Origin of the sequence: Psychrobacter sp. NC44 (assembly GCF_904846655.1) — a bacterium.
Taxonomy (GTDB): domain Bacteria; phylum Pseudomonadota; class Gammaproteobacteria; order Pseudomonadales; family Moraxellaceae; genus Psychrobacter.
Window position 1 is genome coordinate 123524 of record NZ_CAJHBN010000004.1, and the last position, 18421, is coordinate 141944.

An 18421-nucleotide genomic window follows, 5' to 3' on the forward strand; every position below is an offset into this window, starting at 1 on the left:
GCGTTACGCTGATAAATTTCTTTGGCTGATCGTTAGCCCTTCAACTATCAAAGAATATCTTTTGGAGTCGGTGCTTTGTTCTGTTGGCTATCGGCCAGTTTTTCATCATAATGAATATAAGGCACTTTTTTAATCGCATAAAGCTTGAAAGCATGCCAATAAATACGGGTTACAGAGGTCATGTTCATTAGCGGGTTTTTTCGCAAACTGTTGCGAATCGTTGTGGCGGTCATTGGAACGCCAGCCATTTTTATACCCGCTTTTAATACCTCACCGCGCTCATCGCTGATATCGATAGCAATACGAACTTGCAAGCAATTATCCGGCTGTTGTTTTACCTTAACTTGCCAACGATATAGCTGATCGATCGGGTTAAAAGGTGAGACATGAAAATCTTTATTATGACAAAATTCAGTATTCGCGCCATTGAGTGTAAACCCATAATAATGGCGCTTATCCCACGGTGTATTAGAGACTTCAGCCAATAAATGGGATGGTATCTGCTGCTCATCGAAACCTAAATAAAAATTGACTGGACTAAAACATATGCCTGCATTGCGGCAAACGAGCATCCCAATAATATCGCCTGTTGGCGCACTACCCGTTTGCTCAGTAAACGCTTGGTTTAAGCGATGATTAATTGCTTGAACAGAATTTGAACGACAATTATCCTGCTTATCATTTATTAAGTAATTACTTAGGCTATTTAACTCTTGTAAAGGTAGACCTTGTAAGTAATCATCAGGACAAAACTGCTGCAAGGCTTTTTTCTTTGCTGAAAATAATGGCAATCCTTTGACCAGACGCCCTTTTGAAAGCAACTTTTTTAAAAGCTTATTTTTACTACTCATACCTATACTTACTTCAGGAAGATCCAGCCCTTTAGCCAATGCGCTGATATTGATGCCCCAATAACGGTATGGATACGCAAATTTATGCACACTTGGCAGTAACCGACTGTGCCAAGTCGTCCCATGGAACAACTGATGGGGTAACAGCTTATTAGGCGTGTCGGTTTCAATAGACATAGCATTCTCTTCAATAGTGTTCGTTGATTTCACTGCCAAAATCACTGCACGTTATGACGACCAAATAAGCGACGCTTTCGCTTTGGTTCATCACTTTTAACAGTCGGTTGTAAACGTTCAATGTACTCAATCAACTCCTGATTGGTGAGCGCCGTGACCACCTCACGCTTATTAAGTGTGCGCAATTTGCTATCTGCCTTTACCGGTAGGTCCTTATAACGAAACGGCGTATGTGCGCTCTCGGCATCAGGCAGATGAGTCGGATCAACCTCGTCTTTTATGGCAATATCATAGCCGAGCGCCTGGCAGACACGTAGACCGCTACGTACACCATCTTCATGAAAACCATTAAACCAATAGGCACCGCAAAAATGTGTGTGCATGCCGTTACCAGAGATACTCGACCATTTGCTTTGCGCCTTAATCATCGCTTTGTCAAACACAGGATGGCTATAATCGATGCGCTTGATGACGTGCTTATCGTCAATATTTTCATGAACGGTTTCTGGATTCAGCGTAACCAAATAATTGTGTTTTTTGGTCAGGCGTTGCAGAATATTCATATGATAAGTCAGCACGGGTTTTGCTGATGTTTGCGCTTTTTTAGTATGGTTTTCAGTAGCTGATTGTCCTGATTGTCGCGCTGTTTTATTTGCGAGATTCTCATCAATCAGGTAATTCCAGCTGGCCCACGCCAATGGCTTGTTCGGTAGGACACTGACATCGGTATGCAGTACGGCAGTATTTTTGGTAAAGCGAAAATGACTCAGCACCTCATGTTCATCCTTACTGGCGTCTGTTAAAATTTTGAGTGCGGTGTCTGCATGACAAGCAAAGATAACTTCGTCAAATACCAATTTTTCGTTCAAGCTTTCGATATTGTTGTCAGTAATGCTTTTATTTTGAACCGTCAATAATACTTGCTCACCATCGCGAACCACAGACTGGACTGGACTGTTTACTCTCACCTTACCGCCCGCTTTGATGAAGCGTGGAATCAACTTATTGACGTACTGTTTTGAGCCACCTTTGATCGTAAACCACTGCGGACGATTAACCACATCGAGCAAGCCGTGATTGTCAAAGAACTGTGCAAAAAACACCAGTGGGAAGTCTTGTACTTCACGCAAACTGGTTGACCAAATGGCAGAAACCATTGGCAGCAGATAGTTGTCTATAAAAAGCTTGCCATAGCTTTTTTCTGTGAGATAGCTGCCCAGTGTTTGCTCAGTAAAAATGCTAACATCTTGCTCTTTAGTACGTGCCATTTCGTAGTCTTGGCGTAGCTGCTTGATATGCTTATTGAACTGTAAAATATCTTTGATAAATTGCCAAAACTTTGGATTGAAAACATTCTTACGCTGCGATAATAAAGTATTGAGCGTGTGACCATTGTATTCAAAATGGCGCGCCGTATTCTTTACCGAAAAGCTCATGTCAGTCGATTGAAACGGCACTTGCAGCTCATGCAGTAGCCGAAAGAAATTGGGATAAGTACGCTCATTAAAGACGATAAAGCCAGTATCTATGGCACTGTTTTCCACATTGCTGCTTTTTGCTTTTTTGCCATCTTGTAGCGCCACATCGATGGTATTTACATGCCCGCCAATATAATCATTATCCTCAAACACTGTCACTTCATGTTGCGCCACCAGATAATGAGCGCAAGTCAATCCTGATACACCTGAGCCAATGATAGCAATACGTTTTTGAGCTTGAGCGTTAGTCGTCTGTTTTGAGAGGCTGCTGGCTTCATGAGAGACTGTCTCTATATTCTTACGTTTACGGCGGTTAAACAGCATTGATGCGTTCCTTTCCATATTTTTAGTAATTTGTTTTTTGCAATTTTTCAATATAAGCTATTTTTTATTAATTTTTTCACTGACTTGCTGCCACACCAAATCTGGCAACGTACCCAATACCTTTAACGGTAAAGTGAGCTTTTTGGGAAATTCAATCACATCGTGACCACTCGCGATACCATCACGAATAGCTTGGCTTGCCTGCGCTGTTGTTTGGATAAAAGGCATGGGAAAATCATTTTGCTTAGTCATTGGCGTCTCGACAAAACCAGGCACGACCAAGCTTACCGACACATCATGCGGTGCAAGGCTAATTTGCAAAGTTTTCATTAGGTAATGGATGGCAGCCTTTGAGCTGCCATAAGCTTCGGCACGAGCAAATGGCACATAAGCAGATGCTGAACCAATGCCCACCAAGCGACCTTTTGAAGCGATTAGCTTTGGCAATATCCCTTCGATAGCATGTGACAACGTACCCATATTTACCGACATCACTTTCATAAACGAGGCGCTATCGAAGTTTGGCATGTCCAGATATTCGCACATGCCAGCGCCACAAATCGCCAAATCAACCTCTTCAATTTTTTCAAAAGCGTCGATAACTTTATCCCGATCCATGAGATCTAAGTCAACCGTTTCTGCGCCTAATGACTCAAGCTCAGCCAATGCGCTATCGTCTCGACCAACGGCATAGACATGATGACCTTCTAGTAGATAGTCTTTTGTCAATTGATTGCCAATACCAGACGTCGCGCCAGTAATAAGTATATGTAATTTCTTAGTAGAGTCAGTCATCGTAAACGTCCTTTTATTTGTGCTGATAGTACAAAACTTCCCATGCATTCAGGTATCAAATACTTGCTTATCATCTTTAGTCAGCTGATGGCATTAACCTTTTCTTATTAAGGTATCATCCATTTTATTTATTAAATCTAAACAATCATAGCGCACGGCTATCGATTTATTGTTGTGGTTTCGCAATCAATGCGTCTCTTAATTGACTGAACCTGTCTACTCTCGCGCACTGGAAAAATTGCTCTTAGGTCTGTCGTTTTATGTTACTAGCCTTATAAGACAGCCTAATTACGGCATGCTACAATACTAAAAATCAAAAATAGCTTTACATTAAAGGGCTGATTAGTCAGCGTATTTATCATGAAAATATCCAACTTGTTAAAAGCGCTTGTCTTTATTAACGGTTATTTATTTTCAAAAATCAACTTCCCTTGCGACAGTTTTTGAAACTGCCTGATATCGTGTCCTAATAACATCTCAAACGTTATACAATTAATGATAGTGCTTCACCAATCCCACTCCACTATAAAAAGGATCTCTCATGAGCGAATTGCAACTCTCTGACCGCGTCAACAACATCAAGCCATCGCCTACGCTAGCGATTACCAATAAAGCCAAAGAGTTAAAAGCAGCTGGTAAAGACATAATCGGTCTGGGTGCGGGTGAACCTGATTTTGATACGCCAGAGCACATCAAAAAAGCAGCAATCGATGCCATTAATGACGGTTTTACCAAATACACCGCTGTCGATGGTACGCCAGAGCTCAAAAAAGCCATCATTGAGAAGTTCAAACGTGATAACAACATCAGCTATGAGCCCAATGAAATCCTAGTATCGGTCGGTGGTAAACAATCATTTTTTAATCTTGCGCAAGCCTTTATCAATCCAGGTGATGAAGTCATCATTCCAGCACCTTACTGGGTCAGCTATCCTGACATGATCATCATTGCAGAAGGTGTGCCAGTCATCGTCAAATGCCCTGCTGAGCAAGATTTCAAAATCACCGCTGAGCAATTAGAAGACGCCATCACTGACAAAACTAAAATGCTGGTATTGAACAGCCCCTCTAACCCAACTGGTATGATTTACACGTTGGATGAGCTAAAAGCCATCGCTGAAGTACTGAAAAAGCACCCACAAGTTTATGTTGTGTCAGATGACATGTATGAGCACATCCGCTGGACGGGCGATAAGTTCTACAATATTTTGAATGCCGCACCTGAGCTAAAAGAGCGGGCAATTACTTTAAATGGCGTGTCAAAAGCATATGCGATGACTGGCTGGCGTATTGGTTACGCTGGTGGCCCTGCCAAGCTGATTGGGGCGATGAAAAAAGTACAATCACAGTCAACCTCATGCCCAACATCGATCAGCCAAGTGGCTGCCGAAGCCGCTATCAGTGGCGATCAAAGCGTGCTCACGCCGATGGTAGAAGCATTTGAGAAGCGTTGTGATCTAGTCGTTGATGGTTTGAACGCGATTAAAGGTATTACCTGCCTGCGTCCTGATGGCGCTTTCTACGTATATCCTGATATCAAACCACTCATCAAAGCCGCTGGTCTGTCATCATGTACTGAATTTTCAGCATGGTTGTTAGAGAAAGTTGGCGTTGCAGTGGTGCCTGGTGACGCCTTTGGTCTTGGTGGCTATATGCGCATCTCTTACGCAACTGATGAAGCGACGCTAAAAGATGCCTTATCACGTATCGAAAAAGCGGTGGCTGATCTAGACGTTGCTGAATAAAGACTAAACAGCCACTGTCTTAAAATTACTACGCTTAAGTATGTGCTTAGAAATGTGCTTATAAACGAAGACGCCACCTATCCTCTATCCTTTATGTGGCGTCTTTTTTATTCATCTCACAATTGGGAGTTTTTTTGGCAAAAAACCTCGAAAAACGCCTTATCCCCCTATTAAAATAATTATCTTTGATAATTATGCAAAAAAGGCTTGACGTATTTTTTATTTTTGCTAGAATACGCCCCACTTAGCAAGAACTCGTTAGAGGCTTCTAAGGCTCGTTGTAAGGTTTTAAACACTTGCAGCTTATTCTCCAATAGCTCAGTTGGTAGAGCAACGGACTGTTAATCCGTGTGTCCCTGGTTCGAGCCCAGGTTGGAGAGCCACATTTTAGTTGTAAATTTCTTGAATTATCTTTAATTCAATTATGGCATTTGCCAAAACCCTCATCTCTTTGATGAGGGTTTTTTTATTGCTGTTCTTTTCATTGGCATAAAGAAACTTATATAAAACTCAGTAGAAAAATAAGTAGCCAACGATATAACAATCGGGGCTGTCCTAACAGTTTCTATTTCAGCACAACGTATGCAGCTGAAATAAAAACTGTTAAAAAAGTTAGCATTTAAAGTAAGGAAAATAATTAAGGTAGAAAAATTGAGATATGAGCTTGCTCTTTGTTTTCTTGAATCACATTGTCGTATGCTGACAGCTGCTCATTCGAGAAACTATTGGTAAACTGCCATATGGTAGCAAATATCGCGGTCAACAACACTGCCATGACCGTGAGTATGACCCATAGTGGCGTTTCGCTCGTGAGCGTGTGCTTGATTTGGTCCGGTATCGCCCAAAAAGGCGAAAACTCGTTCTTATTACCCCGTAGATGCTCAATTTCATCCCCTAAGCGTGAGATAAGATAACGAATTTTCTCTGGCGCCTCTAAACGATACTTTCCTTGAAAGCCAAGTAGCATCGCATAGTGATAGACCTCCAGAGCAGGCAGACGCCTCTCTCCTTGCTCGCGTAGCCCATCTAAACGCTCAAAGAACTCATTACCAGCAATTTGTGAGCCAAATAAATCCAATTGCAAAGGATTTAGCTCCCAAGCATCTTTGAGGGTTTGAAACTCTGGCTCTTGCGAGGTCATGATGGTCTCATCAATCAACGCACAATACGCATACTTAGCTTCATGGATATCTTCTGACAGAAATCCTTTTTTGCGCGCATTCATCTCGAATTTATCTAAGAAATCATATATTTTTTGACGAAATTGTCGCGGCTCTGTACTGAAATAATGATTGCGCAATAAAAACACCAAGTAAAAGCCGTCATACATGATGTCTACCAGCGACTGACTACTGATACGCTTATCTAGACCAGTTGCTGAGACCTTTGAAGCCACCTCGCCTGAATCTAACAACGAAGGTGCAGAACCCATTGAATTATTCCCTGACATGATTATTCCTAATACTTATTATTTCAAATACTATTGAGGGCGTGTCCTCAAAATGAGAGCGCACCCTAGTGCATACTCATCTTGCAACCTCAGCACCTCTAGAGACAAAAAGAACTACTGTACGATAGCCATCAGCTCTATTTTTAAATCATCAAAGCCATTTGGCACATAAATACAGATAGATTCAGATTTGAGCATTTCGTCATATAGCTCGCCTACCGGTTCGATGGTGAAGTAGCTAAAGCCTGGTCTCACTGGTATCGCACTGGGTACTTGGCTGACATGTGAAATAGAAGAGCCTGGCAGCGCTGACAACACACGTTTCTCTACTGAGTCAGGCGTCGCAATTTTAAATCGGCGTGGTACGATGTCGATGAGCTCGTGCATCGGTAATGATGAGCTAACAGACAGATACAGCTGTGAGCCACGCGTGATCTTGTCACTACTTAGCTCGCCTGTATAATAAGATGGCTTATTCTGACGCAATGGAATCGAGATAAAGTTACTGGCAATGACAGTATTGAGTAGCTCACGAATGATTAAAATGATACTGACAAATGAGTCATTGGCATTATCGTGATGATAAGAAGGTAAGTCGCCCACCTTATATAATGAGCTAAAAGTAGCCAATTGGCTGGCGACATTTAATAATGCTTCATAAAGGCGTTCTGGATGTAGTTTTGCATTATTATATAAATGACTGAGCTGAGAGTATGCGGTATTTAGCGTATGCAATAGCCAAAAAGAGGCAATATCTGAGGAGCGAAACTCCAGTAAGTCATTGTTAGACTGACGATGATGGTCATACAGTGACATAGACTTGGTATTAATCATCGTCATCAAACGATATACGTGACCAATAAGCGCAGGGTTACTCGTAATATGCACACTTGGGACGATATAATCATCATCGACTTGATAGACGCCTTGAGTGGTACGCACGAGCTTGGCTACCAATAAGGACACGGTATCTTGGCTAGGCGCTTGCGCAGAATGACTTAACTGCAAACTTGGCGACAGTTTAATCACGTCAATGACTGCTTCAGCCGCTTGGCTATATAGGTCTTGTGTCTCAATAGCACCCCTGACATAGCGTGTTGGGTTGTCACTACGATCCGTCTGTATATTGCTGCCGCCACTATGGACAATCTCTAAACTCAAAAATACGAAAACTTCATCGCCATTGTCTTGGGTATCTAAGGTAATGGCTTTCGGTAAAGTGTCGGTACGAGGTGCATGATATATCGTACCATCTGGCAATACCGCATAAATACTTTGAAAGCTTAGTAAATTGCTTTCCAAAAGTTGCTTATCAATCTGAACATCAGATACTCCATAAGCATAAGGATGCACCAGCATCATACTCAAAGCTCGTTGCGAGTCATGATAAGTGTCTTGAATCTGAAAATGTTGGGGTCGCAAAAACAACCCTTCTCCCCATAATACCCTGTGTTTACTCAAGACAATCTCCTAAGAACAGCTGACTAGTGGCTGCTGATAATATTTAAGTTTGGTGGTAAATGTAGGTGTCAGTGCTGGGTCAACACCTTCAGTAATGCTGACATCGCATCCACCAATATTGATCGCCAGTGGCGTATCAAAATTGAGACTGGCAAGTGGGATAAGAAACTGTGAGCGCTTTTTGGTATATCTCAGCCCCACTTTAATAGCGATAAAGCGCGCGTCTTGTGGAATGTTCACGGTCAGACTGCTCTCACGATTTGGAATAATACTGATCTCTTTGGCCGCCAGTGCTTCAATATCCGTAAACTGACTCTCCTCCTCCAAAAATGCGATATAGGCCGTACTTGCTGTGCCTACTTTGGTACGCCCTGCATTGGCATTAGTGGTGGGTTTGATATTTAGGGTAATCTGCTGACGCTTCATTTTTTCTTGCAATGCTTGCTGCTCAGCACTCATGGTCGCCAGCTGCTGTTGCTGCAGCTCTAACTGTGCTTTTAAACTTTGCAAATCAGCACTATTTTTGCCATTATCAACGATATGGCTCATGGCATCTATAGTAGGAGGCTCTCCTGCCAATGCCGATACCTTGTCATTTGACTTGCTCAATTTATCAGTGCTGCATCCGGCGATCGCACCACTTAGCAAGCAAGTGGCGGCGATTAATGATACTGGCAATGTCATACATTTATTCATACTTTCAGTTTACCTTAGCTTGTTATTATCATTATTGACTGGTCAAAATCTCAGCCATTTCTGGGCGACCGAGCACGCCTTTTTTGCGCAGCTCGACATGCCCAAGATCCATCATACGCCAATCACCACCCCACACAAGTCCGGCAGATTTGGCTACTTTACCATATAATTTATAGCCCCGCATTGCCCAAGGATCCTTTTCGCTTATGACAATTTTACCATTTCTGATAAAGGCGCTATCGCCCGCCAAACCAAACTGATGATAGCTCTTGTATGATCCTGCCTTCGTTACATGAGTGCCTTTTTTCAATAATCTTGCTTGCCTTGCAGGGCTACGATAGCCTTCTAACAACACCATGTCATAGCCATATTGGTCACTCATTACTTTATACACAGTCAACAGCCGTTGAACAAAATCTGAGTTCATTTTTTGCCAATTACGGTCAGCATTCTTAATATTGATATGACCGTTGTTTAGATGTGTAGCCAACATGTCACCTGAATAGCCAGTGCTATGATCTTGCGTGTTTAAGTCAGACAAATCAGGCTCAGGGAGCATGAGCGGTCTATCAATCTGAGGTATATTTGTCTGATTATCCGGCCAATACCCTTCCTCTGTCTTGTCAGCTTGGTAGCTTGCAACCTCGGCTTCTAGTTCAGCAAACAGTTCCTCTGGCGGAGGCGACGGTGGACGCAGACGCTCTCCTATGAGTAGTTGACTGATTTGCAAATTTGTCGTGCTAGCCACGGTATCGTTGGCATGATAAACCTCCAGAGAATGATTGGTAATCAGGGCATAACACAATCCAACCGTTGCCATGACAATCAAAAAAGACAATGCCGGTATCACTGGAATACGAGAAACATCTATATCCGAAATAAAACGAATAAACTGCTTGATACGATAATGAAATGCCTTTTTTGGTATCTTTATTGATGGACGCTTGAATTTTAGGCTAGGCAATCGATGAAAAAACACCATTACCTTATCTAATAGTCGTCCACATAGCTGCCGATCAAAAAGCATGACCATCATGAGGATAGAGAGCAATGTAAAGACCGATACAGTCAAGTAAATCATAGGCAAGAGTCAGCGACAGTTGAGACGATAAAAACAAAATAATAATAAACAGGCGTTGATAATTATGATTTCGTCAGTATTATATAGACAAATCATCTCCTTTTAAAATAAAGCTAACTTAATTACACTAATTTTTATTTATTTCTATCCATTCGCTTATCTAGAGACAACTTAAAAATACCATTTCATTATAAAAATTTACTTAATAATTCCTAAAACCCTCACTGGTTATCGAATTTATAGTTTAACAACATTTTCAAAGTGATTCCTATCATTACAACCGAATTATAAATAAGACAAATAAAGTTAACTAGCATAGTAAAAACAAGCTTATAGATATCATAAAATTTGGATCGCAAAGCTTGTCTACATGGTAATAATCATAATAACAACCCAACAAATAGGGAGTTTAAATAAGTGGGCGCAAAAAAAATACTGTCATACGGCCGATCTGTTTTAGTCATGATTTTGGTGTTGTATCTCATTTTGGTCTGGATGTACTTTAAAGACAATGCGCGACAGCTGACCTCATCTGGCTTATTACTATGGTTTGTTACCATCCCTTTATTGTTTCTTGGCTCTATCATGGCGCTCTTATGGTGGCAAAAAAAACTGGATAAACAAACAACCGATTCACCAGAGATACTTGATGGAACAACAGATAAAACAGACGCTATTAAGCCGCCCAATACTTATCAGTTATTCATCTATAGCCGTGTCTGCCTACCAGAAGGAGACTGTTGGTCTGAGGTGGTGGATAATGATGCAGACCTAACCGTATTGAGCGAGGATTTGACAGATATTGATGGTATGCCAATGTTGGTCAAACCGATTGCAAGACTCCCTGATGTATCCGCCCTACCATATCCTAGTCTGTCTGATGCCTATTCAGCAGACTCAGAGTTTGACGATAGCTATTCAGACCATTATTTAGATTCGAGCAGTAATTTAGACAATGATTTAGACAGTAGTTTAGACAGCCATCTCGATGATGAGAGATTTACTGAACGTAAAGTAGCGTTAAATGATACTACCTTACGTTTACAGGCATTAATTTATGAGCAGCTAGTCTTGAGCGAGGAGATGCTGTCTAGCCTTGCCGAACACTTTTATCAACATCACCCACAAGATACGACTCAGTCCAACGCAGCCATTCATATTCATCCCGAATGGCAGCAACATTATTTGGTGAGTGCCAACGAAGTAAGTAGTGAAAATAACAGCCGTAAAGAGAACGGTGATGACAAAATGACAGCAGCCTCTACTGGTCATTTAACCAATCTTCCTATCTATTTATGCTTACCTTCCAGCGCCGATTCAGCATTTTTAATCGCGACCATAAAAGAACAGTTAGCAACTTACGGGATTCCTGATACACGGATTGCTATTACGACCATCATAACTGACGGCACTGACGTCGCAAACACCGTAGCAAATAATAGCGCTAACAATAGCACCATTGCCACACCTACAGAATTCATCCATAGACATCTGCTGCCTTTATCTAAATTAACTGCGCCTGATCTTTGCTTAATTCTCATTGCAGATTCACAGATAAGTGAAGAATGGTTAGATAATCATTTGTATGCTGAGCAAATGACCAATGTCATTCCAACTGAGGCGGGTGCGCTGTTGCTATTCTCGAATCAAGCGGCTCAAGAGCTACTCAATATTGACGCTAATACCTGTATTTTATTAACGGAGATAGCTACAGCTCATCGCACTGAGCTTTTGAGTGATAATCGTCGCTATTTGAATCATTTAACGACTATCAAAAACCTATTAATAGACAATATGCTTTCACTGTCACCGACCGATACGACCACGCTAAAAACCCCTGATAAACAGACAGTAAAGTCCGAAAAAAAATCGTCTGATATCAATAGCAAAGAAAAAAACAAGACTAATGTTGCTATAACAGACATGGCCATTACCGCCATATCTGACATTAATCCATTAAAGCAGCCTTATGACTTATCAACGTATATGAGCTTTCTTGAAGCATTTATAGCACAAGGCGCTCTGGTAAATGAACATCATTTAGGGCATTATATGCCATTGAATAATTGGTTGAAGCCATTTATCAGCTTATCGTTATTCATTGACTTAGCCAAAGAAGACCAACAAGAGTCAGACAGATCATTTCTAATTACTCAACATAAGCACTGCAATATGCTTTGGTTGCTAGACTCTTCTCAAGCATCTGAGTCGTAGTTTTAATGGTGCTTTGTCGTGGTAAATACTCGTTTTATTATCTTAAGTTCACACTAGGTAGCACGCATGTTTTCAAGGTTTTTTCATCTTATCTATAACCCAAGAGTATTATTGGCGCTGGGGCTCATAGTCGCCCTAGTCTTACTTTATGATTATGTGACTATTAAAACCTTTGTCATCATCATTGGTGTCCTAATCACATGTACGGTGCTGGGGGCGCTTGGCTATTACCTGTGGAAAAAACGTAAGCTTGCCTCCGATGAGCTGGCAAACTTAGTGGAGGATAATGGCAACGAGAGCCAAGGTGACAATAGCCCTCATGTGGCCAAAGATGAAAACGCTCAAGAAGTGCAGGCGCTACGTCAGCAAATGCAAGATGCCATTAAAACCATTCGCAAATCAAAGATAGGCGATCAAACAGGCAAAGCGGCGTTATATGAGCTGCCGTGGTATATGGTCATTGGTAATCCCGCGGCAGGCAAAAGCTCTGCAGTGCTACACTCTGGCTTAAAATTTCCCTTTATGGAACAAGGTAACAAGCTATCCGTTAAAGGCGTCGGCGGTACACGTAACTGCGATTGGTTTTTTTCGACTGAAGGTATCTTGCTCGACACCGCAGGACGTTACTCCGTCTATGAAGAAGATCGCTCAGAATGGTTGTCATTTTTAAGCCTACTCAAAAAGAATCGACCTAAAGCACCGATCAATGGCATCATCATCGCGGTTAGTATCGCCGAACTCACCAAAAATGACCCAAACTATGCTTTGGATTTGGCCAAGAATCTGCGCAGCCGTGTGCAAGACTTAACTGAACAGTTAGAAGTTTATGCGCCTGTCTATGTGGTCTTTACTAAAATGGATTTGATTTCAGGCTTCCGTGACTTCTTTAATGACTATGAGCAAGAAGAGCGCAGCCAAGTATGGGGCGCGACCATCCCCTACCCTGAAGACCCAGAAAATATCAATATCACTGACGTATTCGAAGAGCATTTTGGCGTATTGGTCAATGGTCTAAAAGATTTGAGCACCACTAAGCTATCCTTACGTCATCAGCGCACGGTATCTCCCAGTCTAATGACTTTCCCAATGGAATTTCAGTCGTTACGTCCCATGATACGGACGCTGATGCATGCTCTGTTTGAGGACAACCCTTTCCAATTTAAGCCCATATTGCGTGGCTTTTACTTTACCAGTGCCTTGCAGGACGGGCAAGTTAGCAGCCAAATGACGTTGCAAATGGTACAAAATTACGATTTGCACCCACCTGCGATACCGCTCAATGCGCAGCAAGAAGCCGCAGACAAGCCTTATTTTTTACAAGATCTATTTTCTAAAGTCATTTTAAAAGACAAGCATTTGGTCAAGCAGCATAAAAACCGACACAAGCGCAGTCATCGTGCGCTTGCGACGCTAGCTGCTGTCGTGACTTTGTGTGCGGCTGTCGGTCTGTGGACATGGTCTTATGCCAATAATAAACAGCTCACTGAGCGTGTCGTGGCTGACTTACAGCAAGTCGCAGCGCTACAAAAAAATTCTAACGGTGATTTACAATCCCAGCTCGAGTCGCTCAATATTCTACAAAGTCGAATCGAGCAGCTTGAAGGCTATGAAGACGACAAGCCGCTGTCTTTAAGTTTTGGCCTCTATCAAGGCGATAAGCTTAAGCAAAAATTGCTAGCAGAATATTATAACGGCATCAGCATCATCGTCTTAGCGCCAACCAAACAAAATATCGAAACGTTTTTGACCGAAGTAAATACCAATGCCGATCAATTAGAAGTCCGTACAGGAGACTCAAACACTGATGACACCTCTGATGCTGCCGTTAATGATGCTTATATCCAGTCGGACCCCACAGACGTTGAAGATGCTTATAACGCGCTCAAAGCTTATCTCATGCTTGGCAATCATGACAATTTAGAGGCCAGTCATTTGAGTGATCAGATGACCCGTTTTTGGCGCAACTGGCTCGAAGCCAATCGCGCTGACATGCCGCGTGACAAGATGATTCGCCAAGCTGAGCGTATCTTGAGTTTCACCTTGGCTCATGTCGACGACCCCGCCTTTCCATTGATCCAAAATGACTTAGGGCTGATAGACAAAACCCGTAGCAATTTATCCAAGGTTAGCAAAGGTCAACCTGCTCGTGAGCGGGTTTACTCTGAGATTAAAATGCGTGCATCTGCCCGCTTCCCATCGGTCACGGTTGCACAGATTACGCAAAACAATGCTAATGAAACACTGCTTGGTAGTTATGTCATTTCAGGCACTTTTACTAAAGAGGCATGGGATGCTTTCGTCAGTGATGAGATTGATAAAGCTGCCACTACGAGAGTGGTCGCCGATGATTGGGTGTTGGCCACCAGCAGCCAAGATGACCTTACCTTGACGGGTAGTCCTGAACAGATACGACAATATCTGGTCAATCGCTATAAGCAAGAATATGTCAGTGAATGGAAACGTTTTTTATCTCAAGTGTATGTTCGGGATAGCACAGGCTTCGATGATCATGCGGTCTTATTAAACCAGCTGTCCAATGCCACAGAGTCACCGTTAAAAACCCTGTTTGAGACAGTAGATCGCCAAACTCAATGGGACAATAAAGCGGCTAATCAAGCAGCTGGCAATGGTGGCGAATCTCGTCGCTCATTTGTCAATTGGTTTAAGCAAACCATCCTGCGTCAAAGCCCTGCTGAGCTGCGGCAAGCAGAAGCTGCGATGAATAATGGTGGCAGCTCTAGTAACGCTGCGCCTGTAGCACAAGCAAGCTCAGGTGTGATTGCTCAAGAATTCTCCTCTATACATGCGCTAGTAACGCCAAGAGAAGAAAATCAGGATCTGTCATTATTAGACAGCTATTTAGTCAGTTTAGGCGATATCAGAACCCGCTTTAATAATATCGCTCGTAGTGACGACATCGGCCCTGATGCTTTGTTGTTTGCCTCACAAACCCTCAGCCCCGAAGGCTCAGAGTTAACCAAATCTCTACAGATATTAGATGAGCAGATCCTAAGTCAAGCCAACTCTGAAATAAAACAGCTGGTTCGTCCGTTGTTGAGTGAGCCACTAACTCGTTCATTTAATATGCTGCTGACGCCCACTAAGGCTGAGATTAATAAAGTTTGGAAAGCGCAGGTCTATAAGCCTTTCCTCGATAATTTAGGCAGTAAGTATCCCTTTACCGCCAATGCAAACTTAGAAGCGATGCCTGCAGAGATCGGTCAATTCTTCGGCGAAGATGGCTATGTGGCGCGATTCGTCAACGAAACGTTATCGCCCTTTATCATTCGCCGCGGCGATCAAATCTCCAGTAAAATCTGGAATGGTGCAGGTCTAGGTCTTAACCCGCAGTTTGTCGCTGATTTTGGCCGTTACTTTACCAATTATACGGGTAGTAATAGCCCAGGTGCTGCTGGTGCGAATAATACTGGTAGCGCTGCCAATCAAACCACTTTTCAAATCATGCCATTACCCGTCAGCGGTTTGACTGAATATACCATTGTGGTCGATGGTCAGCAGTTGCGTTATCGCATGGGTACTCAAGCATGGACAACGTTTGTATGGCCGAACCCAAGTAGCCAACCGGGTGCCAGTATTCGAGCCAAAGACTATGATGGCAGAGACTTTACTGTCTTTGAAGAGGCAGGTAGCTTTGGGGTAGAAAAGCTGATTAATAGTGCACGCCGTACTGAACTGGGCAATGATATCTTTGAGATGGCATGGTCTGGTGACGGCATCACTATCTCTGTACGCTTTAGAATCATCAGCGGCAGTGGTAGTACCACTACCGGTCAAGGTCGCTCTACCAATCCCTTTACCGGCATGAAACTACCAGAGGAGATTATTGCCCTTGGTGTCACACGTACAGCAAGGCCAATTTCTGATGATAATGCTGTTGATGGCGATACTCCTAATGCGGGTTCTGGCACCAATCAGCCAGTACCGACTGGCGAGCAAAATATAAGCAATGTCACGCCGCCAGCCCGCGTATCTACTGTAGTCCCTAATACCAATAGTGAAAATAGTCCACCAGTGCAACCGCCTACTGATACCACGACGGCTACTGATGATCGTTCAGCCGTGACTGAACAGCAGGAGCAAACGCCATGACTCCAGACTCCTTGCCTTTAGTATATTTTGGAAAATTGCCTGCTCGCGGGGACTTTGTACGGGCGCGCGCTCATATCTCTGAGACCAATGCCATTGATGAATGGGTCAGCGAAGCGCTAGCCGTGTCGGAAAGTGTATTTAGCGGAATTCCGATAGACAATGTCAATAATCATAACTTTGCCTTTTTAAATTTCAGTCATATCGATACTAGAGCTAATGAGATTATCACCGGTGTTTTGATCCCTAGTCACGATAGTAGCTATAGAAATTACCCATTGATAGGTTTTGGCGTGCTTCATCTCGATAAACCGAAAAACTGGATGAACTATCTGCCCGTCAAGTCATCAGCGCTTTGGAATGACACTTATGAAGTTTTAAGCATGGCCAAATCCAAAACTGACAATAGCGATCTTATGGAGCACCTCAACCATAGCCAACTCAGCATCGATAACAATGCCAGTACTTACTACTATGATTTTATCAATACCACTACGTTGCATGATATAGCGATCTTAATGAACATCGATAAAGCGCAACTGATACAGCAAATCATTGCCACTGGCCTGTTATTTTTACCGACCTTTACTAAGGGTTTCCATAGCTTGAATAAAGCCATCTGCTGGTCACTTACCTCTGATAGAGAAAACTCGATACACATGGCCACTTTTTGGCACGATCTCATCAATGGTTTTTATCAGCCACACCAGCTCTACTTGAATACCTACTTATATCGTGTCGCTAATTGCTATCGCCTGCTCATGAGTTTTACTAAACCAGATGGACGTATACTCAAGCAAATATCAGAAAGTGAACAAACCTATCCTGAAGATTGGGTGGTCATCGCTCATAGCGACTGGACTCAAGGCTATATCGATGAAGACATTGGATTGACACGGTTTAATAAAGTATTGTTACAAGACAATTTATATCTGTATGATACTAGGCAATTGTTTAAAAAAACTTTTTTAGCACAATAAATAATAGCTCACGATAACTGCTGATTCGTAACAGCTAGTAGTAGCCGTCATGCATCATACCCCTGCAATTAGTCACTGCTCAATAATAGACAGATTAAAAAGGTACTTGAATGAAAGTCCTCTCTAGAATAACAAAACCCAACTTAACAAATCACACGAAAAACCTGCTATTAGCCGCTGCTATCACCCTGCCTACGAGCGCCGTTGTATTTGCAGAACATAACGACACTCATGTGACAAATAATTCACAAAATGTGCCAGTGGTCATCAAAGGTGTGGTCGCTACCAGCTCAGACAAACAGCAATTGCTCGACAAGCTAAAAGCACAGTATCCTGATAAACCTGTCAGAGATGAAATCGAAGTACGTTCGAACATCAGTATACCAACCAACTGGCAACAGATAGCCACGACTATCATTGATAGCGATATCTCTAACATTCGTCAAGGGCGTATCGACATTCATGGGACGACCATTAGCTTACATGGCAAGGTAAGCAGCCTTGAACAAAAGCAAGCTATTCAAAACCGTATTCACTCGCGCCTAACTGATCTCTATCAATTAGAAAATCAGCTGGTCGTGGTAGAAGGTGAACAACGCCTCATAGACGAGACTTTGGGCAACCGTATCGTCGAGTTCGAGTCTGGTAGCACCAATCTAACGCCTATGGGTCTTGGTATCTTAGACGATATGGCAGGGGTGTTACAGCGGGTCGGTGATAAGCCTGTTCTTATCACAGGTCATACCGACAATGTCGGCAATTCTACTGCCAATCTTGCCCTATCAAATAAGCGTGCAGAAGCCGTCAAACAATACCTGATCGGTCGAAATATAAATGCAACTCGTCTCAGTACTACTGGCAAAGGGGACTCAGATCCTATCGCTAGTAACGACAACGAAGAAGGTCGCACTCGCAATCGCCGTATCGAATTTACCCTTAATGAATAACATCGCTATGTAGAACGTATGACGATAACGACAACTAAGCAATGACGGTTAAGTGCTGATAGCTGGTTTGATAATGCTGAAAAACATACTGTCATTGCTACTAGAGATATCGATGC

12 protein-coding genes and 1 tRNA gene are annotated in these 18421 nt (G+C 42.6%); 6 read left to right on the forward strand and 7 right to left on the reverse strand.

Annotation, left to right across the window (positions count from 1 at the left end; all coding sequences use genetic code 11):
- Positions 1-47 precede the first annotated feature (47 nt).
- The 3 genes from JMX95_RS04555 to JMX95_RS04565 are packed head-to-tail and all read right to left on the reverse strand — an operon-like array spanning position 48 to position 3625.
- Positions 48-1028: a DUF1365 domain-containing protein gene (locus JMX95_RS04555; protein ID WP_201560116.1), complete on the reverse strand. Its 981-nt coding sequence runs from the start codon at positions 1026-1028 to the stop codon at positions 48-50.
- A 41-nt stretch (positions 1029-1069) separates the two neighbouring features.
- Positions 1070-2830 carry an NAD(P)/FAD-dependent oxidoreductase gene (locus JMX95_RS04560; RefSeq protein WP_201560117.1) on the reverse strand — a complete coding sequence of 587 codons (1761 nt, stop codon included), beginning with the start codon at positions 2828-2830 and terminating at the stop codon, positions 1070-1072.
- 57 nt (positions 2831-2887) lie between these two features.
- Positions 2888-3625: an SDR family NAD(P)-dependent oxidoreductase gene (locus JMX95_RS04565; RefSeq protein ID WP_201560118.1), complete on the reverse strand. Its 738-nt coding sequence runs from the start codon at positions 3623-3625 to the stop codon at positions 2888-2890.
- A gap of 541 nt (positions 3626-4166) precedes the next feature.
- Here JMX95_RS04565 and JMX95_RS04570 point away from each other — a divergent pair.
- Both JMX95_RS04570 and JMX95_RS04575 read left to right on the forward strand, forming a co-directional pair.
- Entirely contained in the window at positions 4167-5369 is a 1203-nt protein-coding gene (locus tag JMX95_RS04570; RefSeq protein ID WP_201560119.1) for a pyridoxal phosphate-dependent aminotransferase, read from the forward strand.
- 307 nt (positions 5370-5676) lie between these two features.
- Positions 5677-5752, forward strand: a tRNA-Asn gene (locus JMX95_RS04575).
- A 254-nt stretch (positions 5753-6006) separates the two neighbouring features.
- Here JMX95_RS04575 and icmH read toward each other — a convergent pair.
- The 4 genes from icmH to JMX95_RS04595 form a co-directional block, all read right to left on the reverse strand.
- Positions 6007-6819: a type IVB secretion system protein IcmH/DotU gene (icmH, locus tag JMX95_RS04580; protein ID WP_201560120.1), complete on the reverse strand. Its 813-nt coding sequence runs from the start codon at positions 6817-6819 to the stop codon at positions 6007-6009.
- Positions 6820-6933: 114 nt separating this feature from the next.
- Positions 6934-8280 (reverse strand): type VI secretion system baseplate subunit TssK, encoded by a 1347-nt coding sequence (tssK, locus tag JMX95_RS04585; protein WP_201560121.1) that lies wholly within the window; start codon positions 8278-8280, stop codon positions 6934-6936.
- 9 nt (positions 8281-8289) lie between these two features.
- A complete protein-coding gene (locus JMX95_RS04590; RefSeq protein WP_201560122.1) occupies positions 8290-8976 on the reverse strand; it encodes a hypothetical protein in 687 nt (228 codons plus the stop codon).
- 31 nt (positions 8977-9007) lie between these two features.
- A complete protein-coding gene (locus tag JMX95_RS04595; RefSeq protein ID WP_227675965.1) occupies positions 9008-10057 on the reverse strand; it encodes a M15 family metallopeptidase in 1050 nt (349 codons plus the stop codon).
- A 417-nt stretch (positions 10058-10474) separates the two neighbouring features.
- Here JMX95_RS04595 and JMX95_RS04600 point away from each other — a divergent pair, with 417 nt between their 5' ends.
- From JMX95_RS04600 to JMX95_RS04615, 4 genes are all read left to right on the forward strand, one after another.
- The gene (locus JMX95_RS04600) at positions 10475-12271 is read left to right on the forward strand and encodes a hypothetical protein (RefSeq protein ID WP_201560123.1); all 1797 of its coding nucleotides are present in this window, start codon (positions 10475-10477) and stop codon (positions 12269-12271) included.
- 66 nt (positions 12272-12337) lie between these two features.
- Complete coding sequence (tssM, locus tag JMX95_RS04605; RefSeq protein ID WP_201560124.1) at positions 12338-16381, forward strand: type VI secretion system membrane subunit TssM; 4044 nt, start codon at positions 12338-12340, stop codon at positions 16379-16381.
- Complete coding sequence (tagF, locus tag JMX95_RS04610) at positions 16378-17358, forward strand: type VI secretion system-associated protein TagF (protein ID WP_201560125.1); 981 nt, start codon at positions 16378-16380, stop codon at positions 17356-17358. The genes tssM and tagF overlap by 4 nt, the downstream gene beginning before the upstream one ends.
- A gap of 110 nt (positions 17359-17468) precedes the next feature.
- The gene (locus JMX95_RS04615; protein WP_201560126.1) at positions 17469-18305 is read left to right on the forward strand and encodes an OmpA family protein; all 837 of its coding nucleotides are present in this window, start codon (positions 17469-17471) and stop codon (positions 18303-18305) included.
- Positions 18306-18421: the final 116 nt, after the last annotated feature.